Raw genomic sequence first — 16,122 nt, forward strand, 5'->3', positions numbered from 1 at the left:
GCCGATTGGCTAGCTGACGTGCTGGCTGATTGACTTGCACTTGTTGATGCTGACTGACTAGCTGACGTGCTGGCTGATTGGCTTGCGCTTGTTGATGCCGATTGACTCGCACTTGTGCTGGCTGATTGGCTTGCGCTGGTCGATGCGGACTTAGACGCGCTCGTGCTGGCTGATTGACTGGCGCTGGTCGATGCGGACTTAGACGCGCTCGTTGAAGCACTTTGGCTGGCACTGGTTGACGCTGATACTGACGCACTTGTGCTTGCTGACACTGATGCACGGTAATCTGAGTCAGATATATTTGGCGTTACCGTATTTACCGTTCCATCTTTATAAGTAATGGTTACCGTTCCATTCTCTGCAATAGAATAACTTCTGATACGGTTTGCAGTCTCTGGATTCGCTGTTTTCACAGCATCTAAGATTTCATCTTTCTCACGCTGACTCAGAGCGTTTGGATGTTTAACTTGGAAGACTACTGACGGCTTCTTACCAGGGAATTTCTCATTCAACTTCCCTTGGGCGACAACTACTGTTGAAGTTCTCGATTCATTATTAGACAAGTCCACAGCTTTTACACCAAGTGTCCATCTATTTCCATCTGCATGTGGCTGATTAGGATTATAAGTAGCTGTATACTCTAAAGTAACAGGGGCATTCGTTGGTTTATTCTTGAATCCTGGTGCACTATCATTCGAAGAATAGTCATCTGAGAATATTTTATCTTTATCTGATGTACCATCGTAAAGTTTCAAGTCTCTAAGTTTACCACTATTATCTGAACCTTTTAAGACAACCTTAACTTCATCTCCTGCAAAAATCTCGTATCCATTCGTACCAGGACGGACATTATTTTTCGGAGAAAGCTTTTCCCACTTACCATTATTCTTGACATAGATTTCAAATTCAGGGTTTGGAGATACATTTTCTTTAGTAATTATATTAGAAGATGTGTCAGATTGAAGAGTTACATTGCTACCATTTGGATCCCTAACAACCATTTCTTGTTTAACCGTTACATTTCCTGTAGGCAACAAACCATTATTGGTATCAGTAACCCGTTTCAACTCAGACGGTTCAAACGTCACACTTGTTCCAGTAGATTTTTTAGGGAAGGTTTGAGTCCCAATCGTTAAAGTGACTGTTGCTCCTGGTATTACATCTGTCACTGTAATACTACGATTTGGCAGACCTCCTTGTAGCTTCACTTGACTATCTGCGATTCGTGGTGGGTTCGGTCTAACTTTGATAGTTACAGGAACATTTGTACTGTTGCCTGCTTTATCTGCGGAACCTTGTGGTAAAGTAACTTTAACTTCTTTCTTATAGATACCTGGAGCTGAAGCATCAGGTCTGGATACCCACTCATAAGTTGTCCCATTTGGAATCACAACTCTAGAATCAGAATTTTTAAGTGCATTACCAGAATTGGCAATAATATCATTTAGTGGAGTTGTATTTCCAACTGTTGTAACATACTCTTGTTTAGCCACTGGATCCACTACTGTATAAGTAAAGCTTGTCTCACTTGTCAAAGCACGATCTTGTGCAGACGGAGTTCCAAAGCGCCCTGTTGGATAAGTTGCTTTTACAGTATAGGTTGTACGGTGTGTCGTAGCTTCAGAATCAGTTGTATGCCAGACAGTACTAAATTTAGGTGACCCAGTTCGATTATTTAGTGGTGCACTTGCATTGTTATTCAGACGATACTCATAAGCAAATGTTGTTCCTGAAGGAAGAGATGGATTATTGATATAAAGATATGAATCTCCACCTATATTATTAGCATAGCTACCGCCAACAGTTCTATCACCTGAAGCTGCTTTAAAGGCATAAAATTGACCAGTAACTCTATTATTGGTTTTAGTCTCAATCTTTTGGTAAACTCTGTAATTGTATGTTAAATCCGTAGTAGTGTTATCTGGGTGAGTTACCGTTAAGATTGCAGTTCTAGGGTTCTCTCTGTCCCCCATCGCTGTCATTGTAGGAGCTTGCCCTTGTTTCCATGCAAATCTTGTCCCACTAGGGAAGTCAGAAGCTCCGCCAACTGGACGCACAAGACTTCTTGGATTTATATTAGATAAAGGCTCGTCGCTAACTGCATAAAAGTGCTCAGTTGTTTTCTCTACACCATACTTAACATTGTTTGTGACTGTATCCGTGGTTTTATCACGATAAGTAATGGTAACATCTCCATTACTAGCTACACTGATTGAACCCTCTTCAGCTCCTTTTTTATAGTCAGTTGAGCCTACACCTGATCCTGTACCTGAAAGAAGACTAGCATTGGCCGCCTTAAAGTTATCCAAGACTTGTTCTCTTTCTTTTGGACTTAGATTTGCCTTGTCATTAACTACGACTTTAGTACCTTTCGCAGGGTCTTGTCGCTCATTAAATCCTTTGACATGGAAATTGGTACGGGCTGTAGCAGTCTGACCATCAATATCTCTAACTGTATATTCAAGAACATAAGTACCTGGTTTATACGGTTCCCAAGCAGTACCTTTACGACCAACTGTCCCTGTTATATCAATATTGCGGGAGGTTTGATATCCTGTTCGCCTTCCTTGATAATCATAGGTCCACAAATCCCCTAGTCCTCTTCTAATAGTAGCAGGATAGTTTGGGGAAGTTACACCTGTAATCTCCTTATTAGATCCAGAAGCAGTGATTGTATCCATCCCTCTATCATCACGTAATCGTATCTGAAAATTAGTGACTGCATCATCATTATAAAAAGTGACATCAGATGGCATCGTAATCGTAGGCGGATTAGAGGCTGCACGGCTCTGACCTGCTGCACGATTAGGAACTGCTATACTTCTACTCATACGTGGTGGATGCGACACTCTAGTAGCTACTTCATGATGCATAGAAGAAGTATAGTTCCCAGAAGTATCCGCACTTGTAAATGGCTGGCTACTTGTACCAACTCTTGCATCCAATGTTGCAGTTCGCGACTGATTATTTACAGTGGCATAAACTTCAAGCGTTGCTTCTAGGTTTCTTTGTTTATCATGGCGTATATCATAAACATACTCATTTCCTGAACCACCACGTTTCTCCATTTCTTGTCCATTAAAGGTCACACGAGTAATCGTCGTATTAGGATCCACATCCGCAATCAGCCCTACATGATGCAAGGCATTGTTCGCGTGCATATTGATACGCCAAACAACTTCGTTACGATTTCTATCATATCTACCAGACTCAATTGAAGCTGTCGTTCCATGACTAGAAAATGATGCCCTAGGAGACGCTCCTCTCTCTAACGCTTGTCCGTTACGACTATCACGTTGACCTGAATGTGCACCTAAAACAGCATTGACAATGGAATTACGAGCTAGAGTCGCTTTTTGTACTACTGATGTCAAATCACTAGTTGGATCTGCCAAAGCTTTTTCAATCTCCGTAACAGCAACATTCACTTTGGTAATAGCAGAGTCCACATTCGGCAATCCTACAGCTTTTGCTAGGTACTCACCCATTTCAGCTGAAAGTTTGGTTAACTTCTTACGATTTTCATCTTGTTGTTTAGCTGAAACTTCTGTTGTTGCTATGGCACCAGCAGTCACTCCTACTAAACTCGTTGTGTCAGAAGTTGCTTGAGCAACATTCACACCAGCCTTTCCATCAATCTCAGTAGCCTTCAGTACAGCAGAATCAATTTTAAGATTAGTTGATTCTTTTGAAGGTGAGGAAGACTGTTCAGTTGTTGCTACAGATGTGCTCTGTTCAACTGATGAACTTGACGCTACAGAAAAACTTTCTGACTCACTTTTTGATTGACTAGTACTAGTAGAGGCACTGACCGACTCACTAGTCGAAGTACTTGCAGAAAGGCTAGCTGATGTACTAGCTGAAACACTTGCTGAGGTGCTATTAGAAACCGATTCCGACTTTGAAGCGCTTTCACTAAGAGAACTAGAGCTCTCTGAATTGCTTGCATTTGTCGTACCTAAAACTACCGTATCGTTTGCTACTAAAACATCCGATTTATCTAGTGTTTTTTCCAAAGCTACTGCTTCATTTGCAAACACTTTGGTTTGCGCCGCAACAGCACCACCTAAAACGGCTCCTGTGGTCACGACCCCTCGGATAATATCTAACCCTGTAATTGAATGGTTAACTTTATCTTCTACCACTTCAGTCATAACTTGAGTCGTATCAACACCGCCCCTCATGACCTTGAACAAGCCCAAAAGAGAGGTTGAAGCTCTCAACCAATGCTTTCCTGATTTAATTAACTTATAACGTGTCACACGGTCTGTTTCTCTGAACCTACCATTCTGACGTCTAAAAAACATTTTCTACTCCTTTTCCAGATAAAAGTGTAAACTATTGCCAAGTTTAATCATACTTGTTTAGTATACTTTAATTCTGAACTAAGGTCAATATGATATGTACATCAATTACCAGTCCGAAATGAATAAACAAACATCTATTTTAATATATATATATATATATTAAGTCGATCTGCTAACTTATACTCCTAATAATCTATTCCCAGAAATAAAACTCCTTACTTATTTTTAATTTTTTTACAAATATATTCAATTCAACTGAAATTTTAAAATTTTTAATTATCTAATTAATAAGAAGTCTCCTACGACATATCCAATCAAACAACACATTTTTTTCTAAATAGAAGATAGAGTTTAATAATTCTACTTATATAGAAACCAACAATAATAGTCTTCAAAAATTCAAAACGCAACAGTAGTTATCCTCGCTTTATGCTAAATCTATCTGCGAACTTGTCATTAACTTCAATATCAAATCAATATCTTGAGCTATCTATGGCTAAATTTCTAGTTTACTCTTTGATTTTCCCAAGCAAAATCAGACTTTTAGCCACCTTAACTTTCTGAGACTTACAATGAAAAAGCCCACAGACAATAGCATTCGTAAAACTTTACTAGTGGTGCAGCTATAGGCTGAACAAAACTTAATTACAGAATAACGAAGTAAAATAAAACGCATAATATCAAGGTTGTCCATTCAATACCTGATACTATACGCTTTTTTGATTTCAAAAACTTTTTTCTCAAGCTCGTTAGTTACTTAGATTGTTACACAATCAAATAAATTTACTGAACTACGACACGGAGTTTGGCAAATCAATTCCATTTGTAAAACTCAGTTAGTGAGGCAGTTAGGTTGCTAGGCCACTTCCTTTCTGTTACGACGGCAAAGTCCACGAATCGATACCATTCGTGGACTTTGCCTAGTGAAGCGTTTAGGTAAGGCTATTTTTTACACTACGACACGGAGTTTGGCAAATCAATTTCATTTGCCAAACGTAGTTAGTAAGGCAGTTAGCTAGACCACTCACTACCAGTTACGACGTAAAGTTTTACGAATCGATATTATTCGTAAAACTTTACTAGTGGAGCGCCTAGCCAAGTTCCATAGAAACTTGGCGTTAGTTACTTAGATTGTTACACAATCAAGTAACTTTGGCGATCTACATCTTCTCTTCCAACTCTACATCTGGATACTTGTCCGCAAACCAACGGAGGGCAAAGTCATTTTCAAATAGAAAGACTGGCTGGTCAAAACGGTCTTTAGCCAATATATTGCGGCTTGATGACATCCGTTCATCTAGGTCCTCAGGCTTGATCCAACGAACGGTCTTTTTACCCATTGGGCTCATGACCACTTCCGCATTGTATTCGCCTTCCATACGGTGTTTAAAGACTTCAAACTGGAGTTGACCAACAGCGCCCAGCATGTACTCGCCTGTTTGATAATTCTTATAGAGCTGAACGGCTCCTTCTTGCACCAATTGTTCAATCCCCTTGTGGAAGGATTTTTGCTTCATGACATTCTTAGCAGAAACCTTCATGAAAATTTCAGGAGTAAAGGTTGGCAGGGGTTCAAATTCAAACTTATTTTTTCCAACTGTCAAGGTATCCCCAACCTGATAAGTACCTGTATCGTAAACCCCGATAATATCACCTGCTACGGCATTGGTCACATTCTCACGACTTTCCGCCATAAACTGAGTAACATTAGACAGTTTGGCACCCTTACCAGTACGAGGCAGGTTGACACTCATGCCACGCTCAAATTCACCTGATACGATACGGACAAAGGCGATACGGTCACGGTGACGAGGGTCCATGTTGGCTTGGATTTTAAAGACAAATCCTGAGAAATCCTTGTCGTAAGGATCCACAATTTCACCGTCTGTTTTCTTATGCCCATGTGGTTCTGGAGCAAACTTAAGAAAAGTCTCAAGGAAGGTCTGCACACCAAAGTTAGTAAGAGCCGAACCGAAGAAGACAGGTGTCAATTCTCCAGCTAGAATAGCTTCCTCTGAAAACTCATTTCCAGCTTCATTTAAAAGTTCAATATCATCCTTGACTTGCTCGTAGAAAGGGTTACTACCAAAAAGCTTGTCCCCATCTTCAAGACTGGCAAAACGCTCATCCCCTTTATAAAGTTCCAAGCGTTGGTTATAAAGGTCATAGAGCCCTTCAAAGGCTTTCCCCATACCGATTGGCCAGTTCATCGGATAACTTGCAATACCCAAGACTTCTTCCAATTCTTGCAAGAGGTCCAGTGGCTCACGACCGTCACGGTCCAGCTTATTCATAAAGGTAAAAACCGGAATACCACGGTGTTTGACAACTTCAAACAATTTCTTAGTTTGGGCCTCGATACCCTTGGCAGAGTCCACGACCATGACCGCAGCATCCACCGCCATCAAGGTACGATAGGTATCTTCTGAGAAGTCCTCGTGTCCTGGCGTGTCGAGGATATTGACGCGCTTACCATCGTAGTCAAATTGCATAACAGATGAAGTAACCGAAATCCCACGTTGCTTCTCGATATCCATCCAGTCAGACTTGGCAAAAGTCCCTGTTTTCTTTCCTTTTACGGTACCAGCCTCACGAATCTCGCCCCCAAAGTAGAGCAACTGCTCAGTGATGGTTGTTTTCCCCGCGTCCGGGTGGGAGATGATAGCAAAAGTACGACGTTTCTTAATTTCTTCTTGAATATTCATAAGTTCTCTTTCTTTGATTCTCTATTTTTCTTGTTTCAATAGCTAAGAATGATTTTTACATTGGATTTTACCATTCCTTTCAACACTCCATTATATCGGATTTTAGCATTTTTTTCAATTTCTATTTCTTTTCACTTCCCCCTCCCTTATTTATAGGAAAATATGGTAAAATAGAACAGACTAAAAATCATCATTTCACGAAAGGATGCAAGATGAAAATTACGCAAGAAGAGGTAACACACGTTGCCAATCTTTCAAAATTACGATTCTCTGAAGAAGAAACTGCCGCCTTTGCGACCACCTTGTCTAAGATTGTTGACATGGTTGAGTTGCTGGGCGAAGTTGACACAACTGGTGTCGCACCTACTACGACCATGGCTGACCGCAAGACTGTACTCCGCCCTGATGTGGCCGAAGAAGGAACAGACCGTGATCGCTTATTTAAAAACGTACCTGAAAAAGACAATTACTATATCAAGGTACCAGCTATCCTAGACGATGGAGGAGATGCCTAATGACTTTCAACAATAAAACCATTGAAGAGTTGCACAATCTCCTTGTTTCTAAGGAAATTTCAGCAACTGAGTTGACACAAGCTACGCTTGAAGATATCAAGTCTCGCGAGACAGCTATCAACGCTTTTATTACCATCGCTGAGGAGCAGGCTCTTGCTCAAGCCAAAGCTATTGATGAAGCTGGAATTGATGCTGATAACATCCTTTCAGGAATTCCACTTGCTGTCAAAGATAATATCTCTACAGACGGTATTCTTACAACTGCAGCCTCAAAAATGCTCTACAACTATGAGCCAATCTTTGATGCGACTGCGGTTGCCAATGCAAAGGCTAAAGGCATGATTGTCGTAGGGAAAACCAACATGGACGAGTTTGCCATGGGTGGTTCTGGTGAGACTTCTCACTACGGAGCAACTAAAAACGCTTGGGACCACAGCAAGGTTCCTGGTGGCTCATCAAGTGGTTCTGCCGCAGCTGTAGCCTCAGGACAAGTCCGCTTGTCACTTGGTTCTGATACTGGTGGCTCTATCCGCCAACCTGCTGCCTTCAACGGGATTGTTGGTCTCAAACCAACCTACGGAACAGTTTCACGTTTCGGTCTCATTGCCTTTGGTAGCTCTCTAGACCAAATCGGACCTTTTGCTCCGACTGTTAAGGAAAATGCTCTCTTGCTCAACGCTATTGCCAGCGAAGATGCCAAAGACTCTACTTCTGCTCCTGTCCGAATCGCCGACTTTACTTCAAAAATCGGTCAAGACATCAAGGGCATGAAAATTGCTTTGCCTAAGGAATACCTCGGTGAAGGGATTGACCCAGAGGTTAAGGAAACCATTCTTAATGCTGCTAAGCACTTTGAAAAGCTTGGTGCTATCGTTGAAGAAGTCAGCCTTCCTCACTCTAAATACGGTGTGGCAGTCTACTACATCATCGCTTCATCAGAAGCTTCATCAAACTTACAACGTTTTGACGGTATCCGTTATGGCTACCGCGCAGAAGATGCGACTAATCTTGATGAAATCTATGTAAACAGCCGTAGCCAAGGTTTCGGTGAAGAAGTGAAACGTCGTATCATGCTAGGTACTTTCAGCCTTTCATCAGGTTACTATGACGCCTACTATAAGAAAGCTGGTCAGGTTCGTACCCTTATCATTCAAGATTTCGAAAAAGTTTTTGCGAATTATGACTTGATTTTGGGACCAACTGCACCAAGCGTTGCCTATGACTTGGACTCACTCAACCATGACCCAGTTGCCATGTACTTGGCTGACCTCTTGACCATTCCAGTCAACTTGGCCGGTCTCCCAGGACTTTCGATTCCTGCCGGCTTCTCTCAAGGTCTACCTGTTGGTCTCCAATTGATTGGTCCTAAGTATTCTGAGGAAACCATTTACCAAGTTGCTGCTGCCTTTGAAGCAACAACAGACTACCACAAACAACAACCCGTGATTTTTGGAGGTGATAACTAATGAACTTTGAAACAGTCATCGGACTTGAAGTCCACGTAGAGCTCAACACCAATTCAAAAATCTTCTCACCTACTTCTGCCCACTTCGGAAATGACCAAAATGCCAACACTAACGTGATTGACTGGTCTTTCCCAGGAGTACTTCCGGTTCTCAACAAAGGTGTTGTCGATGCCGGTATCAAGGCTGCTCTTGCCCTCAACATGGACATCCATAAAAAGATGCACTTTGACCGCAAGAACTACTTCTACCCTGATAATCCAAAAGCCTACCAAATTTCTCAGTTTGATGAGCCAATCGGTTATAACGGTTGGATTGAAGTCGAGCTAGAAGACGGTACAACTAAGAAAATCGGTATCGAACGTGCTCACCTAGAAGAAGACGCTGGTAAAAACACCCACGGTACAGATGGCTACTCTTATGTTGACCTCAACCGCCAAGGGGTGCCATTGATTGAGATTGTATCTGAAGCTGACATGCGTTCTCCTGAAGAAGCCTATGCTTATCTAACAGCCCTCAAGGAAGTTATCCAGTACGCTGGCATTTCTGACGTTAAGATGGAAGAAGGTTCGATGCGTGTGGATGCCAACATTTCTCTTCGTCCGTATGGTCAAGAGAAATTCGGTACCAAGACTGAGTTGAAGAACCTCAACTCCTTCTCAAACGTTCGCAAGGGTCTTGAATACGAAGTCCAACGTCAAGCTGAAATCCTTCGCTCAGGTGGTCAAATCCGCCAAGAAACACGCCGTTACGATGAAAGCAACAAAGCAACCATCCTCATGCGTGTCAAGGAAGGGGCTGCAGACTACCGCTACTTCCCAGAACCTGACCTACCTCTCTTTGAAATCTCAGACGAGTGGATTGAGGAAATGCGCACTGAATTGCCAGAGTTTCCAAAAGAACGCCGTGCGCGTTACGTTGCTGACCTTGGCTTGTCAGACTATGATGCTAGCCAGTTAACCGCAAACAAAGTCACTTCTGATTTCTTTGAAAAAACTGTTGCCCTCGGTGGCGATGCCAAACAGGTCTCTAACTGGCTCCAAGGTGAAGTCGCTCAATACTTGAACGCCGAAGGTAAGACACTGGAACAAATCGAATTGACACCAGAAAACTTGGTAGAAATGATTGCCATCATCGAAGACGGTACTATCTCTTCTAAGATTGCCAAGAAAGTCTTTGTCCACTTGGCTAAAAATGGCGGTGGAGCGCGTGAATACGTGGAAAAAGCTGGCATGGTTCAAATCTCAGATCCAGATGTCTTGATTCCAATTATCCACCAAATCTTTGCGGATAATGAAGCCGCTGTAGCAGACTTCAAGTCAGGAAAACGTAATGCAGACAAGGCCTTCACAGGATTCCTCATGAAAGCAACCAAAGGCCAAGCCAATCCACAAGTCGCCCTTAAACTCCTTGCCCAGGAATTAGCGAAGTTGAAAGAAGAGTAATATGTAAAAGAAACCAGCCCTGAGGTTGGTTTTTTCTCCCCTACCAAATCCCATTAACTATTTTGGCTTTATTTCCAGAAGATTTTATGGTAAAATGAAGAGTAATAATATTTATTAAAGAGGTAAAAACATGATTGAAGCAAGCAAATTGAAAGCTGGTATGACATTTGAAACTGCAGACGGAAAATTGATCCGCGTTTTGGAAGCTAGCCACCACAAACCAGGTAAAGGGAACACAATCATGCGTATGAAATTGCGTGATGTCCGTACTGGTTCTACATTTGACACAAGCTACCGTCCAGAAGAAAAATTCGAACAAGCTATTATCGAAACTGTGCCAGCTCAATACTTGTACAAAATGGATGAAACTGCCTACTTCATGAACACTGAAACTTACGACCAATACGAAATTCCAGTTGTAAACGTTGAAAATGAATTGCTTTACATCCTTGAAAACTCTGATGTGAAAATCCAATTCTACGGAACTGAAGTGATCGGTGTAACTGTACCAACTACTGTTGAATTGACAGTTGCTGAAACACAACCATCTATCAAAGGTGCTACTGTTACAGGTTCTGGTAAACCAGCAACTATGGAAACTGGACTTGTTGTCAACGTTCCTGACTTCATCGAAGCTGGACAAAAATTGATCATCAACACTGCAGAAGGAACTTACGTTTCTCGTGCCTAATCTCTAGAAAGAGGTCATTCTATGGGAATTGAAGAACAATTTGGCGAAATCGTTATCGCTCCACGTGTACTTGAAAAAATCATTGCCATCGCAACTGCTAAAGTTGAAGGTGTCCACTCATTTTCAAACAAATCCGTATCTGATACCCTATCAAAACTCTCTCTTGGTCGTGGCGTCTACTTAAAAGAAAGCAACGAAGAACTAACTGCTGACATCTATCTCTACCTTGAGTACGGTGTGAAAGTACCCAAAGTTGCTCTTGCTATTCAAAAAGCAGTCAAAGATGCTGTCCGTGATATGGCTGATGTGGAACTTGCTGCTGTTAACATCCATGTTGCAGGAATCGTTCCAGATAAAACGCCAAAACCTGAGTTGAAAGATTTATTTAACGAGGACTTCCTCAATGACTAGTCCATTATTAGAATCTAGACGCGAACTTCGTAAATGCGCTTTTCAAGCTCTTATGAGCCTTGAATTCGGTACAGATGTGGAAACAGCTTGTCGCTTTGCCTACACACATGATCGTGAAGATGCAGATGTGCAAATCCCAGCCTTTCTTCTGAACTTGGTTTCTGGTGTTCAAGCTCAGAAAGACGAGTTGGATAAACAAATCAACCAGCATCTCAAATCAGGCTGGACAGTTGAACGTTTGACCTTGGTCGAAAAAAACTTACTACGCTTGGGTATCTTTGAAATCACTTCATTTGATACACCTCAGCTGGTAGCAGTCAATGAAGCCATTGAACTTGCCAAAAATTTTTCAGATCAAAAATCAGCCCGCTTTATCAACGGACTACTTAGTCAATTTGTAACTGAAGAATAGTAGATAGAAAACAGTGTTTGACAACTATCAAACACTGTTTTCTTTGCTTCCACTATCTTAAAAAGTGGTAATAGACATAATTATAAACAAAAATCCAGATGGGTTTTGCATAAATGAGAAAGTTAAAAAAACTATGGCACAGGATGGTGATTTTTAAGTTCTTTGTCCACCGATATACTAAGGCATAGAAGAGACCGCCTAAACTATATATAATCAAACTGATAGGATCTCGGTGAGTTAGGATCAAATGACTAAGTCCAAATATAAGAGCAGATAAAATAACATCCAGATAGTACTTGGACTGGTGGAAAAAGGTATTCATAAAATACCCTCTATCAATTAGTTCCTCTGATATAGGTGCGACGACTACTGTTAAACTAAAACTGAGAACAGTTGATAGAAAAGTTGGTTGCCCATTGGAGTATAGAATCGAAAGAAAATCTTGAAAGATATACTTGTTATCAATTAGATGATGAAACTGTAACTGAAAAGCATCCACCAATTGACGAACAAAATAAGTAGCCACTAGACCAACTACAAGGTGAAAGAATCTTGACTTCTTTGAGCTTTTTTTTAAAATATAGAGCATCTCTTTCTTTTTTAACCAAAAGACAAATAAGACTACAAGAACTAGTTCCCAAACAAGTGAAATGACAGAATAGCCATCTATCCCCCATCCCAAAAACTTAGTTAGATGTACAACCCCTAACTCTGGTAGATAAACCGATAGAAATACCAGTGATGTATAGACTCCCAAATGCCCTAGTTTTTTCATACTTCCCCCTTTAATTTATCAATAGCCAATACCAGAACCACGTCTAGTCGCATGAGTCAGTATTGTACTCCATTCTGTCGCTAAACTATATACATATGGCGAATCCCAATGTCTATCATCAACCAACCAAATCATTCTACCACCTGAAGTTTGCTCTAAGTTCTCAGATGAAAGAACTGTAAATGTTTCTGTACCTGTCATTGCAAGTACTTCCTTAAAATAAATTTTTGTAAGCTTAGATCTACAGTATACATCTTTTTTATCTATTTTATAGCCCATCTCCTCAACTGTCAATTTTTCGACCTGAATTGCATTTTTCTAAAAAAATGAGACCTTTCTAGTCTCATTTAGTCATTCTTAGTATTTTCTAAATCGTTGATAACGCTCTTCCAACAACTCTTCTAGCGGTTTTTGTGAAAGTCTAGCTAGCTCAGCTTGGAGTTCTTTTTTGACACTCTTAATCAGTTCTTTACTAGAAAGTCCTGCTTCAGAAATCACCTTATCCACCACGTCCATTTCCAACAGTTCATGCGAAGTGATTTTCATCAGTTCTGCTGCTTCCATGGCACGACTGCCATCCTTCCATAGAATGGAAGCAAAACCTTCTGGGCTGAGAATGGCATAGATAGAATTTTCCAGCATCCAGACACGGTCCGCGACGGCTAGAGCCAGAGCCCCACCTGAACCACCTTCACCGATAATGATGGCGATAATCGGAACTTTCAGATCACTCATTTCCATGAGATTGCGAGCGATAGCTTCCCCTTGACCGCGTTCTTCCGCCCCCACACCAGGATAGGCACCTGCAGTATTGATAAAGGTCACTATTGGACGACCAAACTTTTCAGCCTGTTTCATCAAACGCAGGGCCTTGCGGTAGCCTTCTGGATGTGGTTGACCAAAATTCCGTTTTAGATTGTCTTGTAAACTCTTGCCTTTTTGGATACCAACCACTGTTACAGCTTGCTCTCCAAGCCAGCCAATACCACCAACAACTGCACCATCGTCACGAAAAGAACGGTCACCGTGTAATTGGATAAATTCATCAAAAATGCCTGTCGCAAAGTCCAAAGTTGTCAAGCGACTCTGCTCACGCGCTTCTCTGACTATTTTTGCAATATTCATCTTGGACCCCCTCCGTGCAATCTGACTAGGCTAGCAATGGTATCTGGCAAGTCTCTCCTTTTAACAATAGCATCCACAAATCCATGTTCCAATAGGAATTCTGCCTTTTGGAACCCCTCAGGCAAGCTTTCACGAACCGTATTTTCAATCACACGACGTCCAGCAAAACCAACCAAGCTCTGTGGTTCAGCCAGAATGATATCTCCTTCCATAGCGAAAGAAGCTGTTACACCACCTGTCGTTGGATCTGTCAAAATGGTCAGATAAAAGAGACCTGCATTTGAATGGCGTTTAACTGCTGCAGAAATCTTGGCCATTTGCATGAGACTCATGATTCCTTCCTGCATACGGGCTCCACCAGAGGCAGTGAAGAGGACAACTGGCAATTGTTCGACAGTTGCATACTCAAATAAGCGAGTGATTTTTTCACCTACAACCGTACCCATAGAAGCCATGATAAAGTTGGAATCCATAATCCCAAGAGCCACAGTCTGACCTTTAATAAGAGCAGTTCCTGTCACAACAGCTTCATCCAGCCCTGTTTTTTCACGCATAGCTGCTAGTTTCTTTTGATAACCAGGGAAATGCAAGGGATCCTTGCTTTCAATCCCTGTAAACAATTCCTTGAAGGTGCCCATATCAATCGTCAAAGCCAAGCGTTCTTGGGCAGAAATACGAAAGGTATAGCTACAGTGCGGACAGATACGCTCACTTCCCAGATCCTTCTGATAGATGGTATGCTTACATCCTGGACACTTAGAAAATAATTCATCTGGAACCTCTGGCTTGGCTTGAGGTTTTTCCCTAACCGAACGATTGGGATTGATTCGAATATACTTATCTTTTTTACTAAATAGAGCCATTGATTCCCCTTTTCGGTTTAAACTCTTAAAGTCATTTTATTCTTTTTCTTGATATTTAGGTAAGAAGGTTTCCATCAAGAAGGAAGTATCATAATCTCCAGCAATGACATTGCGATCTGAAATGAGGTCAAGCTGGAAATCTGCATTGGTCTGCACCCCCTCAATCTCTAGTTCATAGAGGGCACGTTGCATTTTCATCAAAGCATCAAAACGATTCTCTCCATGAACAATGACTTTGGCAATCATACTATCATAATAGGGGGGAATGGTATAGCCTGGATAAACTGCTGAATCTACGCGCAAGCCAACTCCACCACTTGGCAGATAGAGATTGGTAATCTTACCTGGGCTTGGAGCAAAGTTGAAGGCTGGGTTTTCTGCATTGATACGACACTCGATAGCATGTCCTCTTAGAACAATATCTTCTTGCTTAACAGACAGAGCTTGACCTGCCGCAATTCGAATCTGTTCCTTAACGATATCCACACCTGAAACAAATTCTGTTACTGGATGTTCTACTTGTACACGAGTATTCATCTCCATAAAATAGAATTTACCGCTAGCTTCATCAAGAAGAAACTCAATGGTCCCTGCATTCTCATAGCCAACAGACTCTGCCGCTCGAACAGCAGCAGCACCGATTTCATGGCGCAACGTTTTTCCGATTGCAATCGAAGGGCTTTCTTCCAAAACCTTTTGGTTATTCCGTTGAAGAGAACAATCCCGTTCACCCAAGTGAATCACATGTCCATGCTCATCTCCTAGGATTTGAACCTCGATGTGACGAGCTGGATAAATAACCCGTTCTATGTACATAGCACCATTACCATAATTGGCCTTGGCTTCACTTGAAGCAGTTTCAAAGGCAGAAACGAGATCGTCTGGTTTTTCAACCTTACGAATCCCTTTACCACCTCCACCTGCTGAAGCCTTGAGCATCACAGGATAGCCAATTTTTTCAGCAACAATCAAAGCTTCCTCAGAGTTATGCACTTCTCCATCTGAACCTGGTATAACAGGCACGCCTGCTTTGATCATCTGAGCACGCGCATTGATCTTATCCCCCATCATATCCATAACATGGCCAGATGGGCCGATAAACTTGATTCCCACCTCTTCACACATGGTAGCAAATTTGGAATTTTCACTGAGAAATCCAAAACCTGGGTGAATGGCTTCTGCCTCAGTCAAGACTGCAGCTGATAGAACCGCATTAATATTGAGATAAGACTCTGTTGCCTTACCAGGGCCGATACAAACCGCTTCATCTGCCAAAAGCGTATGAAGGGCTTCCTTATCAGCAGTCGAATAAACCGCCACCGTCGCAATGCCCAATTCACGCGCCGCACGGATAATACGAACCGCAATTTCACCACGATTGGCAATTAAAATTTTTCGAAACATGGAGAA

General features: G+C 41.7%; 13 protein-coding genes. 6 read left to right on the top strand and 7 right to left on the bottom strand.

Going from position 1 to position 16,122, the window contains the following annotated elements:
• Together HMPREF0851_RS08720 and HMPREF0851_RS08725 are read right to left on the bottom strand one after the other, a co-directional pair.
• Positions 1–4,307 (bottom strand): accessory Sec-dependent serine-rich glycoprotein adhesin (locus HMPREF0851_RS08720; protein WP_000466198.1); only part of this gene is annotated, 4,307 nt, incomplete at its 3' end.
• A 1,160-nt stretch (positions 4,308–5,467) separates the two neighbouring features.
• Positions 5,468–7,012, bottom strand: coding sequence for a peptide chain release factor 3 (locus HMPREF0851_RS08725; protein ID WP_001025438.1), 1,545 nt, complete (start codon positions 7,010–7,012; stop codon positions 5,468–5,470).
• 212 nt (positions 7,013–7,224) lie between these two features.
• Between HMPREF0851_RS08725 and gatC the strand changes: the two genes are divergently transcribed.
• The 6 genes from gatC (at position 7,225) to nusB (ending at position 11,949) form a co-directional block, all read left to right on the top strand.
• A complete protein-coding gene (gatC, locus tag HMPREF0851_RS08730) occupies positions 7,225–7,527 on the top strand; it encodes an Asp-tRNA(Asn)/Glu-tRNA(Gln) amidotransferase subunit GatC (protein WP_000705419.1) in 303 nt (100 codons plus the stop codon).
• The gene (gene gatA, locus HMPREF0851_RS08735; RefSeq protein ID WP_000143727.1) at positions 7,527–8,993 is read left to right on the top strand and encodes an Asp-tRNA(Asn)/Glu-tRNA(Gln) amidotransferase subunit GatA; all 1,467 of its coding nucleotides are present in this window, start codon (positions 7,527–7,529) and stop codon (positions 8,991–8,993) included. Before gatC ends, gatA begins: the two co-directional genes overlap by 1 nt.
• Complete coding sequence (gene gatB / locus HMPREF0851_RS08740) at positions 8,993–10,435, top strand: Asp-tRNA(Asn)/Glu-tRNA(Gln) amidotransferase subunit GatB (RefSeq protein ID WP_001008671.1); 1,443 nt, start codon at positions 8,993–8,995, stop codon at positions 10,433–10,435. Before gatA ends, gatB begins: the two co-directional genes overlap by 1 nt.
• 130 nt (positions 10,436–10,565) lie before the next feature.
• A complete protein-coding gene (gene efp / locus HMPREF0851_RS08745) occupies positions 10,566–11,126 on the top strand; it encodes an elongation factor P (protein ID WP_000568643.1) in 561 nt (186 codons plus the stop codon).
• A 21-nt stretch (positions 11,127–11,147) separates the two neighbouring features.
• Positions 11,148–11,537: an Asp23/Gls24 family envelope stress response protein gene (locus tag HMPREF0851_RS08750; protein ID WP_000510577.1), complete on the top strand. Its 390-nt coding sequence runs from the start codon at positions 11,148–11,150 to the stop codon at positions 11,535–11,537.
• Complete coding sequence (nusB, locus tag HMPREF0851_RS08755) at positions 11,530–11,949, top strand: transcription antitermination factor NusB (protein ID WP_000203643.1); 420 nt, start codon at positions 11,530–11,532, stop codon at positions 11,947–11,949. The genes HMPREF0851_RS08750 and nusB overlap by 8 nt, the downstream gene beginning before the upstream one ends.
• Positions 11,950–12,001: 52 nt before the next feature.
• On the opposite strand, the gene HMPREF0851_RS0103940 is transcribed toward nusB, so the two are convergent.
• The 5 genes from HMPREF0851_RS0103940 to accC all read right to left on the bottom strand — a co-directional run bounded on the left by HMPREF0851_RS0103940 (position 12,002) and on the right by accC (position 16,116).
• Positions 12,002–12,724, bottom strand: coding sequence for a CPBP family intramembrane glutamic endopeptidase (locus HMPREF0851_RS0103940; RefSeq protein ID WP_000732999.1), 723 nt, complete (start codon positions 12,722–12,724; stop codon positions 12,002–12,004).
• A gap of 18 nt (positions 12,725–12,742) precedes the next feature.
• Complete coding sequence (locus tag HMPREF0851_RS16190) at positions 12,743–12,925, bottom strand: hypothetical protein (RefSeq protein ID WP_000148142.1); 183 nt, start codon at positions 12,923–12,925, stop codon at positions 12,743–12,745.
• A 156-nt stretch (positions 12,926–13,081) separates the two neighbouring features.
• A complete protein-coding gene (locus HMPREF0851_RS08765; RefSeq protein WP_001017403.1) occupies positions 13,082–13,849 on the bottom strand; it encodes an acetyl-CoA carboxylase carboxyl transferase subunit alpha in 768 nt (255 codons plus the stop codon).
• Entirely contained in the window at positions 13,846–14,712 is an 867-nt protein-coding gene (gene accD / locus HMPREF0851_RS08770) for an acetyl-CoA carboxylase, carboxyltransferase subunit beta (protein WP_001173348.1), read from the bottom strand. The genes HMPREF0851_RS08765 and accD overlap by 4 nt, the downstream gene beginning before the upstream one ends.
• 36 nt (positions 14,713–14,748) lie before the next feature.
• Positions 14,749–16,116 (bottom strand): acetyl-CoA carboxylase biotin carboxylase subunit, encoded by a 1,368-nt coding sequence (gene accC, locus HMPREF0851_RS08775; RefSeq protein ID WP_000488678.1) that lies wholly within the window; start codon positions 16,114–16,116, stop codon positions 14,749–14,751.
• Positions 16,117–16,122 lie beyond the last annotated feature (6 nt).

The sequence above is a fragment of the Streptococcus sp. M334 genome (assembly GCF_000187745.1).
GTDB lineage: Bacteria > Bacillota > Bacilli > Lactobacillales > Streptococcaceae > Streptococcus.

Bases quoted from the DNA above. Each gene is read 5' to 3' on its own strand.
- HMPREF0851_RS08725 (WP_001025438.1), bottom strand. From the start codon at position 7,012: ATGAATATTCAAGAAGAAATTAAGAAACGTCGTACTTTTGCTATCATC.
- gatC (WP_000705419.1), top strand. From the start codon at position 7,225: ATGAAAATTACGCAAGAAGAGGTAACACACGTTGCCAATCTTTCAAAA.
- gatA (WP_000143727.1), top strand. From the start codon at position 7,527: ATGACTTTCAACAATAAAACCATTGAAGAGTTGCACAATCTCCTTGTT.
- gatB (WP_001008671.1), top strand. From the start codon at position 8,993: ATGAACTTTGAAACAGTCATCGGACTTGAAGTCCACGTAGAGCTCAAC.
- efp (WP_000568643.1), top strand. From the start codon at position 10,566: ATGATTGAAGCAAGCAAATTGAAAGCTGGTATGACATTTGAAACTGCA.
- HMPREF0851_RS08750 (WP_000510577.1), top strand. From the start codon at position 11,148: ATGGGAATTGAAGAACAATTTGGCGAAATCGTTATCGCTCCACGTGTA.
- nusB (WP_000203643.1), top strand. From the start codon at position 11,530: ATGACTAGTCCATTATTAGAATCTAGACGCGAACTTCGTAAATGCGCT.
- HMPREF0851_RS0103940 (WP_000732999.1), bottom strand. From the start codon at position 12,724: ATGAAAAAACTAGGGCATTTGGGAGTCTATACATCACTGGTATTTCTA.
- HMPREF0851_RS16190 (WP_000148142.1), bottom strand. From the start codon at position 12,925: ATGACAGGTACAGAAACATTTACAGTTCTTTCATCTGAGAACTTAGAG.
- HMPREF0851_RS08765 (WP_001017403.1), bottom strand. From the start codon at position 13,849: ATGAATATTGCAAAAATAGTCAGAGAAGCGCGTGAGCAGAGTCGCTTG.
- accD (WP_001173348.1), bottom strand. From the start codon at position 14,712: ATGGCTCTATTTAGTAAAAAAGATAAGTATATTCGAATCAATCCCAAT.
- accC (WP_000488678.1), bottom strand. From the start codon at position 16,116: ATGTTTCGAAAAATTTTAATTGCCAATCGTGGTGAAATTGCGGTTCGT.